Annotated in this window: 24 protein-coding genes and 1 tRNA gene; 16 read left to right on the forward strand and 9 right to left on the reverse strand. The window is 53.5% G+C overall.

Annotation, left to right across the window (positions count from 1 at the left end; all coding sequences use genetic code 11):
- Window positions 1-3: 3 nt before the first annotated feature.
- The 3 genes from recJ to lysS all read left to right on the forward strand — a co-directional run bounded on the left by recJ (window position 4) and on the right by lysS (window position 4,453).
- Complete coding sequence (gene recJ, locus AK59_RS0115245) at window positions 4-1,737, forward strand: single-stranded-DNA-specific exonuclease RecJ (RefSeq protein WP_029883158.1); 1,734 nt, start codon at window positions 4-6, stop codon at window positions 1,735-1,737.
- Window positions 1,738-1,827: 90 nt separating this feature from the next.
- A protein-coding gene (gene prfB, locus AK59_RS0115255; protein ID WP_095908218.1) for a peptide chain release factor 2 occupies window positions 1,828-2,926 on the forward strand; the annotation gives its coding sequence in 2 pieces (ribosomal slippage) (window positions 1,828-1,902 and window positions 1,904-2,926; 1,098 coding nt in all).
- A gap of 9 nt (window positions 2,927-2,935) precedes the next feature.
- Complete coding sequence (gene lysS / locus AK59_RS0115260) at window positions 2,936-4,453, forward strand: lysine--tRNA ligase (RefSeq protein ID WP_013098608.1); 1,518 nt, start codon at window positions 2,936-2,938, stop codon at window positions 4,451-4,453.
- A 47-nt stretch (window positions 4,454-4,500) separates the two neighbouring features.
- Here the strand turns inward: lysS and idi are convergent, their stop codons facing one another.
- Window positions 4,501-5,043 (reverse strand): isopentenyl-diphosphate Delta-isomerase, encoded by a 543-nt coding sequence (gene idi, locus AK59_RS0115265; RefSeq protein ID WP_020687092.1) that lies wholly within the window; start codon window positions 5,041-5,043, stop codon window positions 4,501-4,503.
- Window positions 5,044-5,205: 162 nt separating this feature from the next.
- Here idi and actS point away from each other — a divergent pair, with 162 nt between their 5' ends.
- Together actS and AK59_RS0115275 are read left to right on the forward strand one after the other, a co-directional pair.
- Window positions 5,206-5,949, forward strand: coding sequence for an amidase activator ActS (gene actS, locus AK59_RS0115270; RefSeq protein ID WP_029883159.1), 744 nt, complete (start codon window positions 5,206-5,208; stop codon window positions 5,947-5,949).
- Between the two features lie 80 nt (window positions 5,950-6,029).
- Window positions 6,030-6,103 (forward strand) — tRNA-Gly (locus AK59_RS0115275).
- Between the two features lie 132 nt (window positions 6,104-6,235).
- Here the strand turns inward: AK59_RS0115275 and AK59_RS0115280 are convergent.
- Window positions 6,236-7,048: a LecA/PA-IL family lectin gene (locus tag AK59_RS0115280; RefSeq protein ID WP_032618604.1), complete on the reverse strand. Its 813-nt coding sequence runs from the start codon at window positions 7,046-7,048 to the stop codon at window positions 6,236-6,238.
- 533 nt (window positions 7,049-7,581) lie between these two features.
- Between AK59_RS0115280 and AK59_RS0115295 the strand changes: the two genes are divergently transcribed.
- Window positions 7,582-8,211, forward strand: coding sequence for a helix-turn-helix domain-containing protein (locus tag AK59_RS0115295; protein ID WP_013098589.1), 630 nt, complete (start codon window positions 7,582-7,584; stop codon window positions 8,209-8,211).
- Window positions 8,212-8,304: 93 nt separating this feature from the next.
- Window positions 8,305-8,919 (forward strand): outer membrane beta-barrel protein, encoded by a 615-nt coding sequence (locus AK59_RS0115300; protein ID WP_029883162.1) that lies wholly within the window; start codon window positions 8,305-8,307, stop codon window positions 8,917-8,919.
- A gap of 58 nt (window positions 8,920-8,977) precedes the next feature.
- Here the strand turns inward: AK59_RS0115300 and AK59_RS0115305 are convergent, their stop codons facing one another.
- Complete coding sequence (locus tag AK59_RS0115305; protein ID WP_013098587.1) at window positions 8,978-9,376, reverse strand: hypothetical protein; 399 nt, start codon at window positions 9,374-9,376, stop codon at window positions 8,978-8,980.
- A gap of 245 nt (window positions 9,377-9,621) precedes the next feature.
- Here AK59_RS0115305 and yjdI point away from each other — a divergent pair, with 245 nt between their 5' ends.
- Both yjdI and AK59_RS0115315 read left to right on the forward strand, forming a co-directional pair.
- Window positions 9,622-9,852: a 4Fe-4S mono-cluster protein YjdI gene (gene yjdI / locus AK59_RS0115310; protein WP_029883163.1), complete on the forward strand. Its 231-nt coding sequence runs from the start codon at window positions 9,622-9,624 to the stop codon at window positions 9,850-9,852.
- 10 nt (window positions 9,853-9,862) lie between these two features.
- Complete coding sequence (locus tag AK59_RS0115315) at window positions 9,863-10,135, forward strand: GNAT family N-acetyltransferase (protein ID WP_013098585.1); 273 nt, start codon at window positions 9,863-9,865, stop codon at window positions 10,133-10,135.
- Between the two features lie 27 nt (window positions 10,136-10,162).
- On the opposite strand, the gene AK59_RS0115320 is transcribed toward AK59_RS0115315, so the two are convergent.
- Entirely contained in the window at window positions 10,163-10,774 is a 612-nt protein-coding gene (locus AK59_RS0115320) for a LysE family translocator (protein ID WP_029883164.1), read from the reverse strand.
- A gap of 114 nt (window positions 10,775-10,888) precedes the next feature.
- Between AK59_RS0115320 and AK59_RS0115325 the strand changes: the two genes are divergently transcribed.
- Window positions 10,889-11,341 carry an Lrp/AsnC family transcriptional regulator gene (locus AK59_RS0115325; RefSeq protein WP_013098583.1) on the forward strand — a complete coding sequence of 151 codons (453 nt, stop codon included), beginning with the start codon at window positions 10,889-10,891 and terminating at the stop codon, window positions 11,339-11,341.
- 39 nt (window positions 11,342-11,380) lie between these two features.
- On the opposite strand, the gene AK59_RS0115330 is transcribed toward AK59_RS0115325, so the two are convergent.
- Window positions 11,381-12,610 carry an amino acid permease gene (locus AK59_RS0115330; protein ID WP_029883165.1) on the reverse strand — a complete coding sequence of 410 codons (1,230 nt, stop codon included), beginning with the start codon at window positions 12,608-12,610 and terminating at the stop codon, window positions 11,381-11,383.
- Between the two features lie 120 nt (window positions 12,611-12,730).
- Complete coding sequence (locus AK59_RS0115335) at window positions 12,731-13,192, reverse strand: multidrug/biocide efflux PACE transporter (RefSeq protein WP_029883166.1); 462 nt, start codon at window positions 13,190-13,192, stop codon at window positions 12,731-12,733.
- 105 nt (window positions 13,193-13,297) lie between these two features.
- Between AK59_RS0115335 and AK59_RS0115340 the strand changes: the two genes are divergently transcribed.
- The 3 genes from AK59_RS0115340 (at window position 13,298) to AK59_RS0115350 (ending at window position 16,363) form a co-directional block, all read left to right on the forward strand.
- On the forward strand, window positions 13,298-14,164 hold the full coding sequence (locus tag AK59_RS0115340) for a LysR family transcriptional regulator (RefSeq protein ID WP_013098580.1): 867 nt from the start codon (window positions 13,298-13,300) through the stop codon (window positions 14,162-14,164).
- A gap of 93 nt (window positions 14,165-14,257) precedes the next feature.
- Window positions 14,258-15,436 (forward strand): acetyl-CoA C-acetyltransferase, encoded by a 1,179-nt coding sequence (locus tag AK59_RS0115345; protein WP_023620438.1) that lies wholly within the window; start codon window positions 14,258-14,260, stop codon window positions 15,434-15,436.
- A gap of 243 nt (window positions 15,437-15,679) precedes the next feature.
- Window positions 15,680-16,363: a porin gene (locus AK59_RS0115350; RefSeq protein WP_020687115.1), complete on the forward strand. Its 684-nt coding sequence runs from the start codon at window positions 15,680-15,682 to the stop codon at window positions 16,361-16,363.
- Between the two features lie 107 nt (window positions 16,364-16,470).
- Here AK59_RS0115350 and AK59_RS0115355 read toward each other — a convergent pair whose 3' ends face one another.
- On the reverse strand, window positions 16,471-17,646 hold the full coding sequence (locus AK59_RS0115355) for an oligogalacturonate lyase family protein (RefSeq protein WP_029883167.1): 1,176 nt from the start codon (window positions 17,644-17,646) through the stop codon (window positions 16,471-16,473).
- Between the two features lie 299 nt (window positions 17,647-17,945).
- Between AK59_RS0115355 and kduI the strand changes: the two genes are divergently transcribed.
- From kduI to araE, 3 genes are all read left to right on the forward strand, one after another.
- The gene (gene kduI, locus AK59_RS0115360; RefSeq protein WP_013098576.1) at window positions 17,946-18,782 is read left to right on the forward strand and encodes a 5-dehydro-4-deoxy-D-glucuronate isomerase; all 837 of its coding nucleotides are present in this window, start codon (window positions 17,946-17,948) and stop codon (window positions 18,780-18,782) included.
- Between the two features lie 63 nt (window positions 18,783-18,845).
- On the forward strand, window positions 18,846-19,607 hold the full coding sequence (gene kduD / locus AK59_RS0115365) for a 2-dehydro-3-deoxy-D-gluconate 5-dehydrogenase KduD (protein ID WP_029883168.1): 762 nt from the start codon (window positions 18,846-18,848) through the stop codon (window positions 19,605-19,607).
- Window positions 19,608-19,901: 294 nt separating this feature from the next.
- Window positions 19,902-21,335: an arabinose-proton symporter AraE gene (gene araE, locus AK59_RS0115370; RefSeq protein ID WP_286012102.1), complete on the forward strand. Its 1,434-nt coding sequence runs from the start codon at window positions 19,902-19,904 to the stop codon at window positions 21,333-21,335.
- Between the two features lie 69 nt (window positions 21,336-21,404).
- On the opposite strand, the gene AK59_RS0115375 is transcribed toward araE, so the two are convergent.
- Together AK59_RS0115375 and AK59_RS0115380 are read right to left on the reverse strand one after the other, a co-directional pair.
- Window positions 21,405-22,691, reverse strand: coding sequence for an ABC transporter substrate-binding protein (locus AK59_RS0115375; RefSeq protein ID WP_029883169.1), 1,287 nt, complete (start codon window positions 22,689-22,691; stop codon window positions 21,405-21,407).
- Between the two features lie 13 nt (window positions 22,692-22,704).
- The coding region (locus AK59_RS0115380) for an ABC transporter ATP-binding protein (protein ID WP_032618605.1) at window positions 22,705-23,692 on the reverse strand (988 nt) is incomplete at its 5' end.

A 23,692-nucleotide genomic window follows, 5' to 3' on the forward strand; every position in this document is an offset into this window, starting at 1 on the left:
CGCGTGAAAGCCCCAATAAAATTGCGCCGCCGCGACGCGGTTGAACAGGTTGATTTGCCAGCCGATCTTCCTCCGCTGTTAAAGCGGCTCTACGCCAGCCGCGGCGTGCGGAGTGCAGGCGATCTTGAGCGCAGCGTCAAAGGGATGCTGCCCTGGCAGCAGCTGAACGGCATCGAAAAAGCCACTGAAATGCTCTACAACGCGCTTCGTGAAGGCACGCGCATTGTGGTGGTGGGGGATTTCGATGCCGACGGCGCCACCAGCACCGCGCTGAGCGTGCTCAGTCTGCGCGCGCTGGGCTGCGAAAACGTCACCTATCTGGTGCCTAACCGCTTTGAAGATGGTTATGGCCTTAGCCCGGAAGTGGTCGATCAGGCACATGCCCGCGGCGCGCAGATGATCCTGACCGTAGATAACGGGATCTCCTCCCATGCGGGGGTCGATCACGCGCATCAGTTGGGGATCCCGGTGCTGGTCACCGATCACCACCTGCCGGGGGAAACGTTGCCGGCCGCCGAAGCCATTATTAACCCGAATCTGCGGGACTGCGATTTCCCGTCGAAATCACTGGCGGGCGTGGGTGTGGCGTTTTATCTGATGCTGGCGCTGCGCACCCTGCTGCGGGATAAAGGCTGGTTCGAGTCCCGCGGGATCGCCGTGCCCAATCTGGCCGAGTATCTCGATCTTGTTGCGCTCGGCACCGTGGCGGACGTGGTACCGCTCGATACCAATAACCGTATCCTCACCTGGCAAGGGTTAAGCCGCATTCGTGCGGGCAAGTGTCGTCCGGGTATTAAGGCGCTGCTGGAGATTGCGAACCGCGATCCGCTCAAGCTCGCCGCCAGCGATTTGGGCTTTGCCCTCGGCCCGCGACTGAACGCGGCTGGCAGGCTGGACGATATGTCCGTCGGCGTCGCGCTGCTGCTGTGCGATAACATTGGTGAAGCGCGCGTGCTGGCGAATGAACTGGATGCGCTGAACCAGACCCGCAAAGAGATCGAACAGGGAATGCAGGCTGAAGCACTAACCCTGTGTGAAAAGCTTGAACGCAGCGGTGAAACATTGCCGGGCGGGCTGGCGATGTACCACCCTGAATGGCATCAGGGGGTGGTGGGCATTCTGGCGTCGCGTATTAAAGAGCGTTTCCACCGTCCGGTGATTGCATTTGCGCCCGCAGGCGATGGCACGCTGAAGGGCTCCGGTCGTTCGATTCAGGGGCTGCACATGCGCGATGCGCTGGAGCGTCTGGATACGCTCTACCCGGGCCTGATGCTCAAATTCGGTGGTCACGCGATGGCGGCAGGCTTGTCGCTGGAAGAGGCGAAATTCGACGAGTTCCAGCGTCTGTTTGGCGAACTGGTGACTGACTGGATCGACCCCGCTCTGCTGCAGGGTGAAGTGATTTCCGACGGTGAGCTCGCACCGATGGAGATGACCATGGAAGTGGCGCAAATGCTACGCGATGCAGGCCCGTGGGGACAGATGTTCCCGGAGCCGCTGTTCGATGGCCGCTTCCGTCTGCTGCAACAGCGCATCGTGGGCGAACGTCACTTGAAAGTGATGGTGGAACCGGTGGGCGGTGGCCCGCTGTTGGATGGTATTGCCTTTAACGTCGATACCGCTGTCTGGCCGGACAATGGCGTACGCGAGGTCGAACTGGCCTACAAACTGGATATCAACGAGTTTCGCGGTAACCGCTCCCTTCAAATCATCATCGACAATATCTGGCCAATTTAGCGGCAGTAATCTCTATAAAAAAGGGCGTGGATTCGGTACAATCCCGCTCTTATCACCGCATTTTGACAAGTCCATAAAAGAAAACAGACCATGTTTGAAATTAATCCGGTAAAAAACCGTATTCAGGACCTCACGGAGCGCTCTGACGTTCTTAGGGGGTATCTTTGACTACGATGCCAAGAAAGAGCGTCTTGAAGAAGTAAACGCCGAGCTGGAACAGCCGGACGTCTGGAACGAGCCTGAACGCGCGCAGGCGCTGGGTAAAGAGCGTTCCTCTCTCGAAGCTATCGTAGATACGCTGGATCAAATGGCTCAGGGGCTGGAAGACGTTTCCGGTTTGCTGGAGCTGGCTGTAGAAGCCGACGACGAAGAAACCTTTAACGAAGCCGTGGCAGAGCTCGACGTGCTGGAAGAGAAGCTGGCGCAGCTTGAGTTCCGTCGTATGTTCTCCGGCGAATACGATAGCGCTGACTGCTATCTCGATATCCAGGCGGGTTCTGGCGGTACTGAAGCGCAGGACTGGGCCAGCATGCTGATGCGCATGTATCTGCGCTGGGCTGAAGCGCGTGGCTTCAAAACCGAGATTATCGAAGAGTCTGAAGGCGAAGTGGCTGGCATTAAGTCCGTCACCATCAAGATCATTGGTGACTACGCCTACGGCTGGCTGCGTACCGAAACCGGCGTTCACCGCCTGGTACGTAAGAGCCCGTTCGACTCCGGTGGTCGTCGTCATACCTCATTCAGCTCCGCGTTTGTTTACCCCGAAGTTGACGAAGATATCGATATCGAAATCAACCCGGCAGATCTGCGTATCGACGTTTACCGCGCATCTGGCGCGGGTGGACAGCACGTTAACCGTACGGAATCAGCGGTACGTATTACCCACATTCCAACCGGGCTGGTAACACAGTGCCAGAACGACCGTTCCCAGCATAAGAACAAAGACCAGGCCATGAAGCAGATGAAAGCGAAGCTTTATGAGCTGGAGATGCAGAAGAAAAATGCTGAGAAACAGGCGATGGAAGACAACAAGTCTGATATCGGCTGGGGCAGCCAGATCCGTTCTTACGTCCTTGATGACTCCCGCATCAAAGACCTGCGTACCGGGGTTGAAACCCGTAACACGCAGGCGGTGCTGGACGGCAGCCTGGACCAATTTATCGAAGCAAGTTTGAAAGCAGGGTTATGAGGAACCAACATGTCTGAACAACAAGCACAGGGCGCTGACGCGGTAGTCGATCTTAACAACGAACTGAAAACCCGCCGCGAGAAGCTGGCAGCGCTGCGCGAGCAGGGCGTGCCGTTCCCGAACGATTTTCGTCGTGACCACACCTCAGACCAACTGCACGCTGACTTCGACGCTAAAGAAAACGAAGAGCTGGAAGCGCTGAACATCGAAGTGGCCGTTGCGGGCCGTATGATGACCCGTCGTATCATGGGTAAAGCCTCTTTCGTTACCCTGCAGGACGTGGGCGGCCGCATTCAGCTGTACGTTTCCCGTGACGATCTGCCAGAAGGCATCTACAACGAGCAGTTCAAGAAGTGGGACCTGGGCGATATCTTGGGCGCGAAAGGTAAACTGTTCAAAACCAAGACCGGTGAACTGTCTATCCACTGCACCGAACTGCGTCTGTTGACCAAAGCCCTGCGCCCGCTGCCGGACAAATTCCACGGCCTGCAGGATCAGGAAGCGCGCTACCGCCAGCGTTATCTGGACCTCATCTCTAACGATGAGTCCCGCAAGACCTTCAAAATTCGCTCCCAGATCATGGCCGGTATCCGCCAGTTCATGGTTAACCGCGACTTTATGGAAGTGGAAACCCCAATGATGCAGGTGATCCCAGGCGGTGCTTCCGCACGTCCGTTCATCACCCATCACAACGCCCTGGACCTGGACATGTACCTGCGTATCGCGCCGGAACTGTACCTGAAGCGTCTGGTGGTAGGTGGGTTCGATCGCGTGTTCGAAATCAACCGTAACTTCCGTAACGAAGGCATCTCCGTGCGTCATAACCCAGAGTTCACCATGATGGAACTCTATATGGCGTATGCAGATTATAAAGATCTGATTGAGCTGACCGAATCCCTGTTCCGCACCCTGGCGCAGGACATTCTGGGCACCACGCAGGTACCTTACGGTGAAGAAGTGTTCGACTTCGGCAAGCCGTTCGAAAAACTGACCATGCGCGAAGCCATCAAGAAATACCGTCCTGAAACCAACATGGCGGATCTGGATAACTTCGATTCTGCAAAAGCGATCGCTGAAAGCATCGGTATTAAAGTGGAGAAGAGCTGGGGTCTGGGCCGTATCGTGACCGAGATCTTTGAAGAAGTGGCAGAAGCGCACCTGATTCAGCCGACCTTCATCACTGAATACCCGGCTGAAGTGTCCCCGCTGGCGCGTCGTAATGACGAGAACCCGGAGATTACTGACCGCTTTGAATTCTTCATCGGTGGCCGTGAAATCGGCAACGGCTTTAGCGAGCTGAACGATGCAGAAGATCAGGCGCAGCGCTTCCAGGATCAGGTTGACGCAAAAGCGGCAGGCGACGACGAAGCGATGTTCTTCGACGAAGACTACGTGACGGCGCTGGAACACGGCCTGCCACCAACGGCGGGTCTGGGTATTGGTATCGACCGTATGGTAATGCTGTTCACCAACAGCCACACCATCCGCGACGTGATCCTGTTCCCAGCGATGCGTCCGGTTAAATAACGTCTGCAGATCGTAAAAAGCCCCGTGCGATAGTCGCCGGGGCTTTTTTATTTGGCGGCGAAGGCCCGAAGTTTTTCGCGTGCCGCCGTCGCTTCCATCACCATCCAGGGGCTAAAGGCCCACGGTGTGGCATCCAGAGCCTGGAACAACGCGTCCAGATCAACCCATTCGTATGCCATCACTTCATCACTGTTGATCGTCAGCTCATTCGTTATCCTGGCGGCAAAGACCGGGCAAATCTCATTTTCGACGATCCCGGAAGGATCGGTTTCACAGTAGCGAAACTCAGCGGCGACAGGGGTGATCCCGGTAATTTCGGCTCCCACTTCATAGCGGCAGCGGCGCACAATAGCTTGATCAATCGCTTCACCAGATTGCGGATGGCCGCAGACTGAGTTCGTCCAGACACCCGGCCAGGCTTTTTTGCTTAATGCGCGACGGGTGATAAGACACTCCCCTTTGGCATTAAAGAGCCATGAAGAGAACGCCAGATGGAGTGGGGTATGGGAGGTATGTGCAGCGTATTTTTCCTGAGTGCCAATCACCATTCCCTGGTCATTTACCAAAATAACGTGTTCTTGAATACTCATTGATGCTCCAGTGCTAACCATGCGGATGGTTCAGCACCACCAGCGATGTCATTATACTGCATTCCGGTACGAACGGTTTGTTCCACAGAGCGGAAAAGGGCTGACCCATATCTGTTTGGGCTGGTATTATAGGGCGCCATTCACGCTGACCGAGGATCTGTTTTGTTTGCAGGAAGCCTGACGAGAAACCCCATCACTGCCGTGTTCTGCCTGATGCTGACGCTATTACTGGCAGGCTGTTCAGGGAGTAAATCTTCGGATATGGGCAGCTATTCCGGTGCGGTCTATACCGTGAAGCGCGGGGATACGCTGTACCGGATTTCGCGCGCGACGGGGACCAGCGTAAAGGAGCTGGCGCGTCTGAATAATATCTCTCCGCCATATACCATCGAAGTGGGGCAGAAGCTGAAGGTTAATGGCGGTTCATCCTCGGGCAAAAAATCGTCGTCGAAAGGCAAAACCGCCAAAGTGACGCCATCCTATGCGGTGCCGCAATCCTCCTGGCCGCCTGTCGGACAGCGCTGCTGGATTTGGCCGGCCAGCGGCAAAGTTGTGTTGCCGTACTCCTTATCTGAAGGCGGCAATAAGGGAATCGATATTGCAGCCGCGCGCGGTACGCCGGTTTATGCCTCCGGGGCAGGGAAGGTCGTGTACGTGGGCAACCAGCTGCGCGGTTACGGTAATCTGATCATGATTAAGCATGGTGAAGACTACATCACGGCTTATGCGCATAACGACACAATGCTGGTTAATAACGGCCAGAACGTGAAGGCGGGGCAGAAGATCGCCACCATGGGCAGCACGGGGACGGATACGGTGAAGCTGCACTTCCAGATCCGTTATAAGGCCACCGCCATCGACCCGCAGCGTTATCTTCCGGCACTGGGCAGCAAGCCGAAGTGCTAAGTGATTATTTTATCGCCATTTAGTTGCGAAGAGGCTTGTATGAAGAGGCGTAAGGTCTATAATGCTTTACGCACCTCAAAGCGGGCGTAGTTCAATGGTAGAACGAGAGCTTCCCAAGCTCTATACGAGGGTTCGATTCCCTTCGCCCGCTCCAGACCTTTCTTAAAGACTAAATCCTAAGCGACTCTGTTTAAAGCTTTCTGGCTGATTTACTTACTGTAAGCAATTTTGAACATCGCACTGCCATCCAGCATTCTCGCTAAATAGCAGCCCGACTTTTTTGACGTTAACCCTTTATCTTCAGTTCCTTGATACGGAAATCATTTCCCATACTGGCTGACACATGGCTGACTACCGCGAGTTCAGCCTGACTGCCCGTGGCTTTGAATTTTCCACTCAGGGTTACCCATTCATTTGCCTGCTTCAGTTCCAGGGGGGCGGAAATGTCTTTGCCATCAGCACGCAGCGAAACCTTTGGCGCTTCATATTTTCCTATGATGCGCGCAATTTTCACCGTCCAGGTATATTCATGCCCGGCAGTCAGACCTGTCAGCGTCTTTTTGAGGATCTCACCGGCATGGTTTTTATTAGGTCTGGTAATAAACTCGACGGCACGGGTGTTGGCGTCAACCAGGTAAAGATCGTGCCCGGCAGGTCCGGCCTGCCAGTTATTCCAGTTATCGCGCTCAAAGTTGGTTAAATCTTCAAACGGAGCTGCCGCCGCGGCGGAAATATCTGCCTCGCGATACACTTCAACGCTGAATTCACCGGCGTTGTCTTTGTACTGGTCTTTGCCATCGGCAAAAAACAGCGTCAACGTCCCTTCAGCTGGAACCGACCAGCGGTATTTATGATTACCAACCGGATAATTTTCGTTACCAAGGCGTGCCTGAAGCGAAGGATTGCGTAACGTTAGCGTTTCACCCTCTCGGGGAATACGCCCCTGTGGTGCGGTAAGCGCAAAATTTTCACTTCCATTCCTGGCCCAACCACTGGCCAGAATAGTAATTATCTCTCCCGCTTTGAGGGCAACTCCTGTATTTGTCCCTTCGGCATTTTTTGCGTCAACTTTTCCTGACCAGATTAAATTTTCGCTCATGTCTGACTCCTGTGACAGCGTGGCGAAGAATTTCGCCATTGAAAGATAGTCCTTACGAAATGCGTGATTTAAGTCACTCAGTTCTGCTAACCGCCTGATAATTTGAATAAATAAAATCCTGAGAAGCACGAACTTCTCATCATCATTACCCGGTTGTTATCGGCAGGAATGAGAATAGTCAGGTGGTATATACAATTCAAAACGCTAAAAGCTTTATTAAGGGTTGCGATTTTGTAATCAATTAAAAATATTAAAATAATTATCGCTGAATTAGGAATAATCTTAAGAAATAAGAGGGTGAGTGCAGGGTTTTTAAATCGTTTATTCTCCCCATTGTTTACGTTGATATTCATGTAAGCACTTCAGGAAATCGGGCATACTTATCACGTGTCATGCGGGTAAAGTTCAAAAATAAACAAATTATCTTTTTACGTATGCCATACCCTCTGATATACCTTCATTCCCTCATACCAGTCTGAGTGATGGCCGCTGTGGTCTATACTGGCCATTATCGAATACCCAAAGGTGGTGTCATGCATATATTGCCTCCTGTTCGCCCTGAACATTCCATTGAACGTCTGACGGCGGTACTTGAACCCATTGCGGAAAAAGTGAAGCTCGCGCCGCGCAAGCGGATTACCTGGAAACATAAAGGCCGCCAGCAAATGTATCTTTTTCAGGAAGGAGAGCTTTCTTTGTTGCGGGCATCTGACGGGTTGCTGTTAGTCAGCGTTTTTGAGCCACATCTGTTCGGCATTGCTGAAATGATCCAGCCGACTCAAGGACATATACTACGCGCAGAACGGGAGTCTCTGATTTTGCGTGCTGATGCAGATGAAGCCGCCGCGCGATTTCGTGAACAGGGCGTCTGGGAGGATGTGGCAGCCTTGCTGTCGTACCATACGGCCTATCTCATTTATCGTGATGCCCAGGTTGTGCAGCAGCGCACCTATTCCGTGATTCGCAGCTATCTGCAGGAGATGATATTACTGCCCGATGAGGTGCGGATGCGAACAACTATTCTGGAATATATTCAGGATCGTACGCTTCTTTCCCGCAGCAGTATTCTCAATGTATTATCTGCACTTAAGCAAGGTAAATATATCGCGTTCAAACGTGGCGGATATTTACTGGAGGTAGGGCATTTGCCAGAGTCATTTTAAAATTTAAAAATAAACAGAAAATGATTTCGCGATCGTCGTGTTTGTCGATATCGTTTGCTCACTGAAATATTCAACAGAGTAAACGGGATTTCTATGAAAAAGACACTTGTTGCATTAATTCTGGCTAACGCTTTTACCGCAACGTCTGCATTTGCAGCGGCAGATACAGGCACCTGGTATAGCGGTGCTAAATTCGGCTGGTCACACTATTTTGACGCCAGCACCGGCTCGAAAGCGAGCGATAATAATAATGGCTCGAACCAGTATAATATCGATCATGATAATGTCGGTGGTGGGGTATACGCGGGTTATCAGATGACTCCGTGGCTGGCACTGGAAGGCGGGTACGATTATTTAGGCAATATGCAGATTAAAGGCAAACATAGCGCGGGGGCACAAATGAAAAGCCAGGGGCTACAGATGTCCTTAAAAGCCAGCTATGCCGTGACCGACAGCTGGGATATCTATGGTCGTGCCGGAGCGATGGCCTATCGTGCTGAATCTGATGTAAGTGGTCACAATCGTTTTGAAACAGGCGTTCGCCCGCTTGCCGCAGTCGGGACGGAGTATGCGTTTAACAAAAATTTAGCGGGCCGTCTGGAATATCAATGGGTAAGCAACGTGGGTAATGCCAACCAGATTGGCGTCAGCAGCGACGTAAGCTCTGTGACTGCAGGTCTGACATGGCGATTTGGACAGCACGATTAATCTTTGCCATCCTTTCCGTTACAAAAGCCCGACTGTTCAGCAGTTGGGCTTTTGGCATTTAACCGGTGACTAAAGGTTGAAGGACAATGTTAATCTTTTGCAGTCCCGTGACGTTTTTATCTTTCAGGTACTGCTGATTAACCATTTCCAGCTGCTCAAGTTTAGTCAGCGAGGCGAAGACCGGCTGAACAGGGCTATCTTCGGTAAAAATATCTTTCGCGGTAGTCTGTTGTAAATAATCTGATTTCAACTGCGCAGTTAAACGGTCGATCTGAACTTTATTTTCCTGATACAGCGCAGCGATATGCGATGCCGGAATTTCTGGCGGTTTTTCTCCGGGTAAAACTAATGGGATCTGCAGATGATGGATTTGTTCAACCTTATCAGGCGCAGAAGCGCTGCAGGCGGTTAATAAACTGAGGCTGAGCAGAGTCAGTAATAATGACCGTTTCTTCATGGGGGACTCGTGTTAAATAAGCAGAGCGGACATTATCGTAAACAACCGATACATCTTCAGATTAAACTTGTTTAATTTTAAATATCCCGGCGGGAATAATCAGCCAGGCTGACGCAGCCACCCCGTCAGCCTCAGTCATGCACGCAGGGGAAACAATCCGGCAAGAAAACGCTATACGTTATAGCCATCAGGATCCCGTAAGGCTATGCTTCATTCAGCACGATAATAATTACAGAGGCAATGTCATGGATAAAGAACTACTGGATGCGGGTTACCGGGCCTATACCGGGGAGAAAATTGACGTCTACTTCAATACCGGGATCTGCAAACACTCCGGTAACTGCGTTCGCGGCAGCGCAAAGCTGTTTAATCTGAAACGTAAACCGTGGATCATTCCTGATGAAGTGGACGTGGAAATCGTTGTACGCGTGATTGATACCTGCCCGAGCGGTGCGCTGCAGTATCGCCAAAAATAAGCGAGGAACCATGGATATTCTGGAAGGCCATAACAAGTTTTATGTGAACGATGCGAACGGCAATCAGGTCGCAGAGATTGTCTTCGTGCCCACAGGTGAGCATCTGAGTATTATTGAGCATACCGATGTCGATCCGAGCCTGAAGGGGCAAGGGGTTGGTAAGCAGCTGGTGGCGAAGGTGGTGGAGAAAATGCGCGGTGAGAATCGCAAAATTATCCCGCTGTGTCCGTTTGCGAAGCATGAGTTTGATAACACGCGGGAATATGACGATATTCGGGCGTAAAACACACCGGCGATGGCCGGTGTTTTTTTATCTCACCTGCTCCAGCAGCAATCCCAGCGCGATCGCCACCATAATCCCCCCTGAGGCCATGCTCACCGCACGTGCCGCCTGCGGACGGGTCGCCAGCACCGCTTTCGAACCATATCCCACCAGCAAATAGACTAGTGTGCAGGTGATAAGATGCATCACACCCAAGGCTGACATCTGCGTGGCAATCGACCAGCTTCCCTTTGGATCGGTAAACTGCGGAAGCAACGCCAGAAACAGTAAGAAGACTTTTGGGTTGAGCCCGCTGATACATAATCCCTTCACCGCCCACTGTTTCCAGTTTCCTGCATGCTGTACGGTGTTTTCCGGCGCAGCAGGATGGCGTAACAGCGTGATGCCGAGCCACAGCAGATAAACCGCCCCCGCAATTGTCAGCCCTGATAATGCCAGTGGATGTTGAGCCATCAACACACCCACGCCCGCCACTACGACCAGCGTGGCGAGCAGATGCCCGGACATCAGCCCCATCACCGCCGGCACTACGCGCCGCCCGTTGATCCCGGCGCTGATCGCATAGGCCCAGTCTGCACCCGGTGTCATGATGAGCAGGAAGGACACCACCCAAAAACCGGCCACAATACTCATTTCCATCGTCTGTGAAACTCCTGTACCTGAATTACCCGGAGAGAAAGAATATCGGTATCGGTACGAAATGAGTTTTCAATGTTATGCTCATAAAACGCTAAAATTGAGAAAATCTTCCATATGGATAGCATTGATCGAAAAATTCTTGCTGAACTGCAGGCTGATGGCCGTTTATCTCTTACGGAGCTGGCGGAGCGGGTGAACCTGAGCCTCTCTCCGTGTCACCGACGCGTACGTGCGCTGGAGCAGAGCGGAGCCATTACGGGGTATCGCGCCAATCTCGATCCCGCCAAAATGGGGTTTAATTTCCTGGCGATTGTGTTTGCCACCCTGAAAGAGGGTGATAAGAAAGCGGTCAGCGCGTTCGAAGAGGCGGTGGAAGAGATCCCGCAAATCGTGCTGGCCCAGCGATTATTTGGTGATCCCGACTACCTGATGCATGTTGTCACCCGCGATCTGTCGGCTTTTCAGAAACTGTATGACGAGAAACTTTCTGCCATGCCAGGCGTACAGCATCTTCGCTCTACGCTGGTGATGAAAACGGTCGTGCAGGACAGACCGTTTCCACTGTAAAAATCAGACGCGCCCGGCAGAAGGCCGGGCACGCGAGGGTTAGCCGACAAACATCACCGACACGCACAGCACGCCAACAATCAGCGTGAGCAGGCTGCCAATGGAGCGATACGGCTTCAGGGCGGGGATCAGGTAGGTCGACAGCGTCGGCATGATAAACAGGATCATGGCGATAAGCGGACCGCTGATGGCGTAAATCATCGAAATGGCGTTCGGGTTAATGCAGCAGACCGCAAAGGTGATCAGCGACACGCCCAGAATAGAAATCGCACGGTTAAAGGCGCGGCTCTTCTTCACGCCGACCTGATTCAGCGACGACTTTACGATTTCCGTCGCCCCTTCAATCACCCCAAAATAGGTGCCCAGGAACGATTTCGACATGGCAATAATCGCCACAATAATGCCGGAAATGCCGAGCCAGGCCGGAGAAGAGGGCATCATCGACAGCGCTGACAGGATCGTCACCCCTTGCTCTTTTGCGGTCACAATATAGGACGGCGGAATCGAGAGCAGGCAGCTGAACACAAAGAACAGCACGCTCAGGCAGATGATCAGATACGCCACCTTCATGATTTTCTTGCACTTGTCCATGGCTGCGTCACCGAACCTCTCGCGGCGATCGACGGCAAAGGTGGAGATAATCGGCGTATGGCTAAACGCGAACACCATCACCGGGATTGAGATCCACACCTGATGCAAAGTGTGGCGATCAAACGCCATCTGGCTGGTGAGTAGTGAGGGTTGCCAGCTGCCGGTCAGGTACAGGGAGACAAACAGGAAATAGGCGATCAGCGGAAACACCAGGAAGCCCATCACTTTGATCGTGATATGTCGCCCCATCAGGAAGATAAGATTCAATACCAGCACCACGCCAAAACTGACCAGCACGCGAGTGGCGGTATCCACTGTCATCCTTTTTGCCAGTTGCTCGGTTAATGAATTGGTGATGGCCACGGCGTAAATCTGCACCACCACGAAGAAGGCGATGAAATAGAGCGTGGTGATCAGATTCCCGATTTTCCTGCCGTAGTAGTGGGAGACCGCGCCGGTGATCCCTTCATTGCCTTTCGTTTTTGACGACAGGATAAATTGCGCCAGCGCTTTATGCGGCCAGTAGGTTAATGGGTAGGCCACAAGGGCGGTAATGAACAGGACAATAGCGCCTGCGGAGCCCAGCTGGATGGGCAAGAACAGCGTTCCTGCGCCCACGGCCGTGCCATAGAGAGCGAAACTCCACAGAGTCTCATCTTTTGACCAAATTTTCGACATTAGAGCAACGTATCAACTAGCAAACCATTCAGAATGGAGTGCAATTTACCATAGTTATGCGTTGAGAGCGCAGTTGCTTCGACGGAGTTTGGCCGGACCAGTCGTCCGGCCAGAGGGGAGTTAGCCCGCCAGGGCGCGTCGCTGCTGACGACGCTTCAGGAATTTCTCACGTAACGTGTCATACGCCCAGTTGTAGAACATGGTGTAGGGCAGGAAGAACAGGAAGAAACCTATTTCCAGCGTGAATGCCTGCACCAGCGTGACGCCAAGAACCGCAGCGACAATCGACACGCCAATCACGATAAACCCACATTCGAACCCCAGGGCATGCAGCGCGCGGACTTTTGCCGTGCGTTTTACGCGCTGGACAGGCCAGAAACGGTCGAAACCGAAGTTATAGATAATGTTCCAGAGCATGGCCGTAGTGGCGAGGATAATGGTCAACCCACCCATCTCCACCACGGAACGCTGCATCAGCCACGCTGCTGTTGGGGCGAGGATCGCCGTGGCAATCCCCTCAAAGCAGACCGCGTGGAAGATCCGCTCCGGCAGTTTACGTTGGAGTGCATCCTGATGTTGCATAGCTTTCGACCTCGTTAATTCGCCGGTATGGGCGTTGATGGTGCCTATTTTTATCGCTAAAGGTGATATATTAAAGATGGTATCCATCGATAAAGTAGATAGGTTATGCGCTACTCACCTGAAGCCCTTACCGCGTTTGTTGAAACCGTGGCAGCGGGCTCTTTCTCTGCTGCCGCACGGCGGCTGCGTAAAAGCCAGTCAACAATCAGCACCTCGATTGCCAATCTTGAAGCTGACCTCGGCTTTGATCTGTTCGACCGTTCGGCGCGCCAGCCGGTGTTAACCGCTCAGGGAGAGCAGGTGCTGGGCTATGTCCAGGCGATCCTCGCCGCCAGCACGCGGCTGGACGAACTGGCGGTATCGTTGACCGCGCAAACGGAGGCGCGCCTGACGTTTGTCCTCTCTGATACGCTTAACCCGGACGTGCTGGAAGATCTGATGAACCAGTTTGACCAGCGTTTTCCCCATACGGAATTTGAGTGCCTGATTGGCGAGGAAGAGGACGTCATCGATCTGCTGCAAAAGGAGAGGGCGCAGGTTGGCCTGACGGAGGCGCGTGACGCTTACCCGACCGATATCGGCGTCACCCGGCTGCCGATGCAAACCCGGATGGCGATTTATGTCGCGACCACGCATCCTCTGGCCGGGCAACATGAAGTGCAGGCCGATGAGCTGCACGGCTGGCGGGAACTGCGGCTCAGCACCTACCTGGAGCGCGAGGCAACGCTCGCCCGGGGGCCGGTCTGGTCGGCACCGAATTACCTGTTACTGCTGAGTATGGCGGTGCAGGGATTTGGCTGGTGCGTGTTGCCGTGTGCGCTGGTGGAAGAATTTGCCGCCGCGAAATCGCTGGTGCAGTTGAATGTCCCTGGCTGGCCTCGCGCGATCGGTATTGATTTGCTATGGAATAAACGATCCCCTCCCGGCGTCGCCGGAAGCTGGCTGCGGCAGTATCTGCAGGACGCACGCTGATCCTTGTGATTAAACTCACTATTTTTAAACAATTAAGATAAATGCCAGTAACAATCCTCTACTATCGTCATGTCCTTTAACGCAGAGGTGGTGATGAAAGATGTCGTTATAGTGGGTGCGTTGCGTACAGCTATCGGCTGTTTTCAGGGAGCGCTGGCGCGTCACTCGGCTGTTGAACTGGGTAGCGTGGTGGTGAAAGCGCTGGTGGAGCGCAGCGGGATCCCGGCACATGAAGTCGATGAGGTGATCCTCGGACAGGTCCTGACGGCCGGCGCCGGGCAAAACCCTGCCCGTCAGGCGGCGCTAAAAGGCGGCCTGCCCAACACCGTCTCGGCAATCACCATCAACGACGTCTGTGGCTCAGGGTTAAAGGCGCTGCATCTTGCCACGCAGGCCATCCAGTGTGGTGAAGCGGATGTGGTCATTGCCGGTGGGCAGGAGAACATGAGCCGCGCGCCGCATGTCCTCACCGACAGCCGCACCGGCGCGCAGCTGGGTAACAGCCAGCTGCTCGACAGCCTGGTGCATGACGGGCTATGGGACGCGTTTAATGATTATCATATGGGCGTGACGGCGGAAAACCTGGCGCGTGAGTACGGTATAAGCCGTGAACTGCAGGATGCTTACGCGTTGAGCTCGCAGCAGAAAGCGCGTGCCGCGATTGATTCCGGGCGTTTTCGCGATGAAATTGTCCCGGTGTGCACCCAGCGCCAGAACGGTCAGACGATTGTCGTCGACACCGATGAGCAGCCGCGAACCGATGCCAGCGCAGAAGGGCTGGCCATGCTCAATCCTGCTTTTGAAACGCAAGGTTCGGTCACGGCGGGAAATGCCTCTTCGATTAACGACGGTGCGGCGGCGGTGATGATGATGAGCGAAAGCAAAGCGCAGGAACTGGATCTCCCCGTACTGGCCCGGATTAAGGCGTTTGCCAGCGTGGGGGTTGATCCGGCGTTAATGGGGATCGCGCCGGTGTATGCGACCCGCCGCTGCCTGGATCGCGCGGGCTGGCAGCTTTCCGATGTGGATCTGATTGAAGTCAACGAGGCCTTTGCCGCGCAGGCGATCTCAGTGGGCAAAATGCTGGAGTGGGATCCGCTGCGGGTGAATGTCAACGGCGGTGCGATTGCGCTCGGTCATCCCATCGGTGCTTCCGGCTGCCGCATTCTGGTATCGCTGGTTCACGAGATGAAAAAGCGTAACGCCCGTAAAGGCATTGCCACGCTCTGTATCGGCGGTGGGCAAGGAGTAGCGCTGGCTATCGAACGTTAATCCCTTCCTTCATAAAAAAACCTCCCGATGGGAGGTTTTTTTATGCGCGTTATTCCTGCCTGACGTGATCTCCCTCCATTAATTTCGCCTAAATCCCACTTGTTTGTTGACGTGTATCACGCCGATTTGTACCGAAAAAAATGAAACAAATAATTACGATCTTGCTCACTAAAATAGCATTTATTAAAAAATAAACTGCCATTTCATAAAAATGAAACGTTATTTTAATTGAGGGTTTTTGTCATGTTTAACAAATCTCTGGTTGTAGCTTCTCTTATTGGTACTTCTTTCGCCGCGCAGGCGGTGACCGTCGATCTGCGTCATGAATACATCGACAACGGCGCAAATGCAGACCGTGTTTCAGTCTCGCATCGCTTTGCGAATGGCGTCGGTTTTTCTGTAGAAGCGAAATGGAAATCGGGTGGCGATAAGGCCGACCAGCCGTTTGCGGATGTGGTGGGTAACGGTCATGAAGATCAAATTAGCTGGCGCTGGAAAGCGACAGAGAATATTGCGCTGACTCCCGCGTTCACGCTTGAGAGTAACGACAGTCGTACCATTTATAAACCGAACCTGCACCTGCAATACAGTTTCGATAATGGCTTTTACGTGGCCGCGCGTTACCGTTATGAATATACCCGTTATCCGTCGAGCTCTAATAAAGACGATGACAAAGTTAACCGTGGTGATGCCTGGGTCGGCTGGGTTATGGGAGACTGGCGTACCGAACTGAATTATGTTTATGCAAAAAGTACGGAAGGGATGGTCCGTAATAATAATAAAGATTATTCCACCGAATATAACGCGAAGCTGGCGTATAAATGGGATAAAAACTGGGCGCCATATGTTGAGGTGGGTAACGTGGGTGTGAAAGAGAGCGATGAACGTCAGACCCGCTTCCGTTTAGGCGTGGCGTATTCCTTCTGATATTTCCCTCCAGGCCCGGTGAGCGCAGCGTCACCGGGCAAAACGTTCAGAGCAAAAAAAGCCCTCCGTAAGGAGGGCAAGGCCAGTTACAGAAACACATTTTTAAATCATGCAGACAACATATCCGGTTGCGCGGGGAGTTTCGCAATATAGAGGGCAGGTTTACCGTCTTTATCGGAACTGAACAGCACCGCTTTCTCGTCCGGTGTAAAGGAGGGATGCGGATGGGTGACCTGGCGGCTATTTTCTACCGTCGCCCAGGACGTGTCATGACGGGCGATGCGATAGTAGCGCTTTTTGGCCACGTCAAAGGCGTAGAGATAGGGATCGTTATCGATGGTGTAACCGTGGGTGTCTTTCACATCCACCGGTGTGCCGGAACCGTCGCCCACCAGTAACGTGCCGTCGAAATTACTCATCAAATGTGAACAGGATGGCATCTGCATTATCGTCTCATTCACGCCGGTTTGTGGATCGAAGCGGCAGATGGAACGACCCTGCTGGCCTTTCAGATACGAGACGTATACCAGCGCGGAGCCATCCGGGACCCAGAATTCGTGGGTACAGCTTTCACCTTGTGCATGCGTCTTGACTTTACGTATGTCGGTGCCATCTTCGTTGACCAGCCACATCCGGGCATCGACCAGATCGTGTGGTCCCTCGTGACAAAACGCCACCGTATGGTCATCAAACGGACGATAGATAGGATGCCCCAGCCACTTCTTCTCTTCATGAATGATTGAGCTCTCGCCGGTTTTCAGATCCACGCGCAGCAGCCGGCAGTGTGGCCCTTTATGGAAGAAGTCGTGGAAAATTTGCCAGTCGTTCAGCGGTGTCCAGTCGCGTTTCGCAATTTCAATGCCCACAAGGCTGGTGCAGTCGCTGTTCGCCACCCAGGTGCCGTAACCGACCCAGTCATCCGGGACGCGGTACACTTCACGCTCTGCCCGTGTCTCAAGAGAGACCTCCATAAGCGTGCGATCGTTCTTCACATAGTAGAAGGCGCGATCGTCCGGGGAGAGAAATCCGCCAAAGGTGTTATCGCCTGCGCCCTCCGTCAGCTGTACGGCTTCGGCGTTCTGCAGATCCAGCAGGTAATAGTTCCAGTGACCATCGAACGCTCCGGCGAACAGCAGATGACTGCCGTCATTAAAGAAGCACTTCTGGTAAAAGTAGTTGCGATGACAGGTTACTTCAGGCGGGGTCAGACGCGTGACTTCGACGCCTGTATCCGGATCCCGGCCGATCTCGTAGTTCAGCTTGACCCGCATACCTTTAGCCATAATGCGCTCCTTTCGGCAATAAAAATAAGATTAAAAAGTAGGTGTTAAATTATCAAAACACCGTTTTATTTAGTGTGACTTATCGCGCAGTTTGTCAGTTTGAGGGAGATGAAGCGGCGAATCCTGACGCTTCCGTGATCGGAACACCATTTCTGGTATAAAGAATCACAAAAAATGAAACGATGTTTTAAATGTAATTGAAAACCCCATTATGGGCGTTTACACTGTGCTTATCCTTAAAACGGAACGTCGTTTCGTTAATTTTCTGCCTTCGGGCACGATCCATTCTGGAGGTTATCGTGGACGTCAGACAAAGCATCCACAGCGCGCACGCCAAAACCCTCGACACGCAGGGGCTGCGCAGTGAATTTTTAGTTGAGCAGGTGTTTGAAGCCGATCGCTACACCATGGTCTACAGCCACATTGACCGCATTATTGTGGGCGGAATTATGCCGGTGACCAAAACTGTCTCCGTGGGTGGGGAAGTGGGTAAGCAGCTCGGCGTGAGCTATTTCCTGGAACGGCGTGAACTGGGCGTGATTAACATTGGCGGGCCGGGCACCATTACGGTTGACGGCCAGTGCTACGAAATTGGTCACCGCGACGCGCTGTATGTCGGCAAGGGCGCGAAAGAGGTGGTTTTTGCCAGCGTCGACGGCAGCACGCCAGCGAAGTTTTACTACAACTGCGCCCCGGCTCACACCACCTGTCCTACCAAAAAAGTTACCCCGGCAGACGTAGCCCCGGTGACGCTGGGCGATAACCTCACCAGCAACCGTCGCACCATCAACAAATACTTCGTTCCGGATGTGCTGGAGACCTGCCAGCTCAGCATGGGGCTGACCGAGCTGGCGCCGGGCAACCTGTGGAACACCATGCCGTGCCATACCCACGAGCGCCGCATGGAGGTCTATTTCTACTTCAACATGGATGAGGATGCCTGCGTATTCCACATGATGGGTCAACCGCAGGAAACACGCCATATCGTGATGCATAACGAGCAGGCGGTTATCTCTCCAAGCTGGTCAATTCACTCCGGTGTGGGCACGAAGGCGTATACCTTCATCTGGGGAATGGTCGGTGAAAACCAGGTCTTTGATGACATGGACCACGTCGCGGTAAAAGATCTGCGCTAGTCGCGGGCAGTTAAGTATAAATCTGCCTGTTGCTGACAGGCATCGAAAGAGTAAGGAACAAACATGATTCTGGATGCATTCTCTCTGCAAGGTAAAGTGGCTGTGGTTTCCGGTTGTGACACCGGTCTGGGCCAGGGCATGGCGTTGGGGCTGGCAGAAGCGGGCTGCGATATCGTGGGCATCAACATCGTCGAGCCTACGGAAACCATCGAGCGCGTGACCGCGCTGGGCCGCCGTTTCCTGAGCCTGACCGCGGATCTGCGTAAAATCGACGCCATTCCTGACCTGCTGGATCGCGCCGTGGCGGAATTCGGTCATATCGATATTCTGGTCAATAATGCCGGGCTGATCCGCCGTGAAGACGCGATTAACTTCAGCGAGCGCGACTGGGACGACGTGATGAACCTGAATATCAAAAGCGTGTTCTTTATGTCTCAGGCGGTGGCGAAACACTTCATCGCTCAGGGGAACGGCGGCAAGATTATCAATATCGCCTCCATGCTCTCCTTCCAGGGGGGCATCCGGGTGCCGTCTTACACCGCGTCAAAAAGCGCAGTGATGGGGGTCACCCGTCTGCTGGCGAACGAATGGGCGAAGCACAATATCAACGTTAACGCCATTGCCCCGGGCTATATGGCGACCAACAACACCCAGCAGCTGCGTGCGGACGAGCAGCGTAGCGCGGAAATCCTTGACCGAATCCCGGCAGGGCGTTGGGGGCTGCCGGACGATCTGAAAGGACCTGTGGTGTTCCTGGCATCGAAGGCGTCGGACTACATCAACGGTTATACCGTAGCGGTTGATGGCGGCTGGCTGGCGCGTTAATTCGCGCTGACGAAAGAGCCTCTGCCTGCGGGTGGAGGTTTTTTTTGCTCAAAAATTGTCATTATCCATATCGTCAAAGATGAAAAATCCATACTAAAAAATCATAAATGACGCGCATCACAGTTTTATTACTTAAATATTAATCAATTAGCAAAATATGGCGATATTTCACCGCGAGTTGAAATTGTAATGTCCATCACAGATCGCCATGCCATAGCGAAATAATCCATATCTTCGCGAATTCCGGCCTGACACTTTTCTTCGCTATCTCGTAATTTCACTTAACGAATTTCTCTGTTCAGGCAGGAAACTATGACATCTATAAATGACTCTACCCTCATGCCCGCGGCGCTGCGCGATACTCGCCGCATGAACCAGTTTGTCTCCATTGCGGCGGCAGTGGCTGGCTTGTTATTTGGACTGGATATCGGCGTCATTGCTGGCGCATTACCGTTTATTACCGATCACTTTACGCTGAGCAGTCGCCTGCAGGAGTGGGTGGTGAGCAGCATGATGCTTGGCGCGGCCATCGGCGCGCTGTTCAACGGCTGGCTCTCGTTCCGTCTCGGGCGCAAATATAGCCTGATGGTTGGGGCGATCCTGTTTGTGGCAGGCTCCATTGGCTCTGCGTTCGCTACCAACGTGGAAGTGCTGTTGCTCTCCCGCGTCCTGCTGGGCGTGGCGGTCGGGATTGCCTCCTACACTGCGCCGCTGTATCTCTCGGAGATGGCGAGCGAGAACGTGCGCGGCAAGATGATCAGTATGTACCAGCTGATGGTCACGCTGGGTATCGTACTGGCGTTTCTGTCAGATACTTACTTCAGCTACAGCGGTAACTGGCGCGCCATGCTGGGCGTGCTGGCGCTGCCGGCGCTGTTGCTGATTGTGCTGGTGATTTTCCTGCCGAACAGCCCGCGCTGGCTGGCGCAGAAAGGTCGTCACGTGGAAGCGGAAGAGGTGCTGCGCATGCTGCGTGATACCTCAGAGAAAGCGCGTGAAGAGCTGAACGAGATCCGCGAAAGCCTGAAGCTGAAGCAGGGCGGCTGGTCGCTGTTTAAAGCCAACCGCAACGTGCGTCGCGCGGTGTTCCTTGGCATGCTGCTGCAGGCGATGCAGCAGTTCACCGGGATGAACATCATCATGTATTACGCGCCGCGTATCTTCAAAATGGCCGGATTTACCACCACCGAACAGCAGATGATTGCAACGCTGGTGGTCGGGCTGACCTTTATGTTTGCCACGTTTATCGCGGTATTTACCGTGGATAAAGCCGGTCGTAAACCGGCGCTGAAGATTGGCTTTAGCGTAATGGCGCTCGGTACGCTGATCCTCGGTTACTGTCTGATGCAGTTTGATAATGGCACCGCTTCGAGCGGTCTCTCCTGGCTCTCTGTCGGGATGACCATGATGTGTATCGCCGGATATGCCATGAGCGCCGCACCGGTGGTGTGGATCCTGTGCTCTGAAATTCAGCCGCTGAAGTGCCGCGACTTTGGCATCACCTGTTCCACCACCACCAACTGGGTGTCGAACATGATCATCGGCGCAACCTTCCTGACGCTGCTGGATGCCATTGGCGCAGCAGGAACGTTCTGGCTCTACACGGTACTGAACGTGGTGTTTATCGGTGTGACCTTCTGGCTGATTCCTGAAACCAAAGGCGTGACGCTGGAGCATATTGAACGCAAGCTGATGAGCGGGGAGAAACTACGTAATATTGGCGTGTAATGTTATTGCCCGGTGGCGCTTCGCTTACCGGGCCTACAATACCTTGTCGGCCCGGTAAGGCGTCGACTTTTAACGCATCGCCCGCTTCAGAATACGCTCAGCCTGACGCTGGAAATCTGCAGCGGTCTCTTCCACCGATTTCTGACCATAGTCGATATACTGCAGCGAGGTGCCGAACTGCGCCACAATCTGCGGATCGTCAAAGTAAGGGGACACGCTGAGTTTTGCAGGCAGCGACTGCGCCAGACGCAGGCCTGCAACCGACGGGTCGTTTTCTTTAATGGTACCGGCTTCAGTCAGGTACTGAACCGCCACTTTGCTCAGCGGTACGCCACGCTCCAGGCCCAGCGTCTCCACGCCCTCTTTACTGTTCAGCAGGAAGTTAATCAGCTTTGCCGCCGCTTCCGGGTTTTTGGTCGATTTACCGATCGACAGCATCTGTGCCGGTTTGAAGAACAGGCCCGCATCCGTGGCACCCGGCAGCATCGGGTAACTGCCCAGCACCAGTTTTGCCGGTGGCTTGAGGTTATCGGAGTATTTATTGATGGTGGAGTTCCACATATAGGTGCCGCCCCATTCCCCCTGGATCCACGGCTTCATCTCATACATGTTGCTCTTGCCAAACGACGCATAGTATTTGGTGTCCGGCATCACATGGCTATCAATCAGTTTTTTGTAGGTCTGGAAGAACTCCACCCATTGCGCCTTGCTGTAGGTGAATTTTTTGGTTTTCTCGTCCACGGCAGGGATGTTGTATTTCTGAACCATGTAAGAATTTAGCAACGCCAGCGTGTCCTGGTGTTCCAGTATGACAGGGTAATACTGCTTGCCGAGCTTGCTTTCGAAGGTTTTACCGGCGGCCATCAGTTCGTCCCAGGTTTTTGGGTAGTCGATGCCCGCTTTTTTCCACGTTTCGTCGTTAAAGTAGAAGACGCGCGCGGTCACGGAAATTGGGATCCCGTTCAGCTTGCCGTTGACCGTTGTGGACTGGAGCTCTTTGGCATCAAACTGGCTTAGATCTATCACGTCCTTCATTTTGTTCAGATCGTAAAAGCCGTCGCCGGTTTTCGAGAAGATCGGCAGCCAGTTCCAGTTGGTTTGCATCACATCCGGCTCTGTGCCGCCTGCAATCTGGGTGGTCAGACGGGAAAGATGGCCGTCCCAGCCGGTGTATTCCGCCTTAACGTTAATGTCCGGGTTCTGTTTATGGAACTCTTCTAACGCTTTCAGCGTCACCTGGTGACGGCCATTACCGCCCCACCAGGACATACGTAAATCGGTAGTTTGCGCCATCGATGGCAAAGCAGTAAGGCCCAGGGTCGCGGAGATTGCTGCGCTTAAAAGCACATTTTTCATTTTTCTTGCTCCATCAGAGAGAGAGGTTCAGTTCAGTTTTTGCGTCAAAAATATGGCACTTATTCATGTCGAAGCGGAAATAGACTTTTCGGTTAAGCCCTTTAGCAATCATCGGCTTAGCCTCTTCCGAAGGGATTCTGGCGGTCAGTTCGTGGTCCGCTACCTTCAGGTACACAAAGAATTCGTGGCCCATGTTCTCCACGCGCACCATTTCGCCGCTGCACCCATCCGGGAAAGGCGAGTCTGAGATCGACACAAATTCCGGGCGCACGCCGTAGAATACGTCCTGACCGGCGTAAGCAGCGACTTTTTCCTGCGTTTGCGCATTGAGCGGCATGGTTTCATTGCCGAGGGTGATGTGCAGTTGCCCGGCTTTTTCCACCAACTGGCTTTTACGAATGTTCATCTCCGGTGCACCGATGAATCCTGCGACGAACATGTTGTTGGGCTTGTGGTAAAGATTATCCGGGGTATCGACCTGCATGATGTGGCCCAGCTTCATTACACAGATACGGTCGCCCATGGTCATCGCTTCGGTCTGGTCATGCGTGACGTAGACAGTGGTGGCCGGTTTACCGGACTGCTTCAGCTGCTTATGCAGATCTGAAATACGAATACGCATCGAGGCACGGAGCTTGGCATCAAGGTTTGACAGCGGTTCGTCAAAGAGAAACACGTCCGGCTTTTTCACAATCGCGCGGCCAACCGCGACGCGCTGGGCCTGTCCACCGGAAAGCTGACGCGGCAGGCGGTCAAGCAGCGACTCCAGCTCCAGGATTTTGGCCGCTTCGTTTACCTGCGACTCAATTTGCTCTTTCGGCAGTTTGCTCAGCTTAAGACCAAAGGCCAGATTTTCGCGCACCGTCATGTGCGGGTAGAGCGCGTAGTTCTGGAACACCATCGCAATGCCGCGCTCCTTCGGTGCGAGGTTGTTCACGATCTTATCGCCGATCCGCACTTCACCGCCGCTGATGGTTTCCAGCCCCGCCAGCATGCGAAGG

Origin of the sequence: Enterobacter sp. T1-1, assembly GCF_000710795.1 — a bacterium.
In the GTDB taxonomy this organism is placed as follows: domain Bacteria; phylum Pseudomonadota; class Gammaproteobacteria; order Enterobacterales; family Enterobacteriaceae; genus Enterobacter; species Enterobacter cloacae.